The sequence below is a fragment of the Burkholderia sp. Bp9142 genome (genome assembly GCF_003853415.1).
In the GTDB taxonomy this organism is placed as follows: Bacteria; Pseudomonadota; Gammaproteobacteria; order Burkholderiales; family Burkholderiaceae; genus Burkholderia.
In genome coordinates this window covers 1-1,059 of sequence record NZ_QTPP01000092.1, presented here as the reverse complement: position 1 = coordinate 1,059, position 1,059 = coordinate 1, and the positions used below count along the sequence as shown (strand labels likewise).

Below are 1,059 nucleotides of genomic sequence, written 5' to 3'. Positions count from 1 at the left end.
GCATCGGCCGCCAGCATGCCGGTCTTGATCGCCGCGTGGCTGCCCTTGATCCGCGATGCGTTCAGGAAGCCCGCGTCGTCGCCGATCAGCGCGCCGCCCGGGAACACCGTCTTCGGCAGCGACAGCAGGCCGCCCGCCGTGATCGCACGCGCGCCGTACGACACGCGCTTGCCGCCTTCGAGGAACGCGCGGATCGACGGATGCGTCTTGTAGCGCTGGAACTCCTCGAACGGCGACAGGTACGGGTTCGTGTAGCCCAGGCCCACCACGAAGCCGACCACGACCTGGTTGTTGTCCATGTGATACAGGAACGAGCCGCCGTACGTGTCGGACTTCAGCGGCCAGCCGGCCGTGTGGATCACGAGGCCCGGCTTGTGCTTCGCCGGGTCGATTTCCCACAGTTCCTTGATGCCGATCCCGTACGCCTGCGGATCGGCGTTCGCGTCCAGCTTGAACTTCGAGATCAGCTGGCGGCCCAGGTGGCCGCGGCAGCCTTCGGCGAACAGCGTGTACTTCGCGTGCAGCTCCATGCCGAGCTGGAAGTTCTCGGTCGGCTCGCCGTCCTTGCCCACGCCCATGTTGCCGGTGGCGACGCCCTTCACCGAGCCGTCGTCGTTGTAGAGAATCTCCGCGGCCGGGAAGCCCGGGAAGATCTCGACGCCCAGCGCCTCGGCCTGCTGGCCGAGCCAGCGCGTGACGTTGCCCAGCGAGATCACGTAGTTGCCGTGGTTCTGGAAGTTGGCGGGCAGCGCCCAGTTCGGCGTGGTGACCGCGCTGTTCTCGGACAGGAACAGGAAGCGGTCTTCGGTCACCTCGACGGTGAGCGGCGCGCCCTGTTCCTTCCAGTCGGGGAACAGTTCGGTGATCGCGCGCGGGTCCATCACCGCGCCCGACAGGATGTGCGCGCCGATCTCGGAACCCTTCTCGAGCACGCACACGCCGATCTCGGTGCCTTTCTCGGCGGCCAGCTGCTTGAGCCGGATCGCCGCCGACAGCCCGGCGGGGCCGCCACCGACGATCACGACGTCGTATTCCATCGATTCGCGCGGGCCGTATTGC

1 protein-coding gene is annotated in these 1,059 nt (G+C 67.4%); it reads right to left on the bottom strand.

The annotated features are described in order from the left end of the window. The coding region (locus DIE22_RS37765; protein WP_185640791.1) for an NAD(P)/FAD-dependent oxidoreductase at window positions 1–1,059 on the bottom strand (1,059 nt) is incomplete at both ends.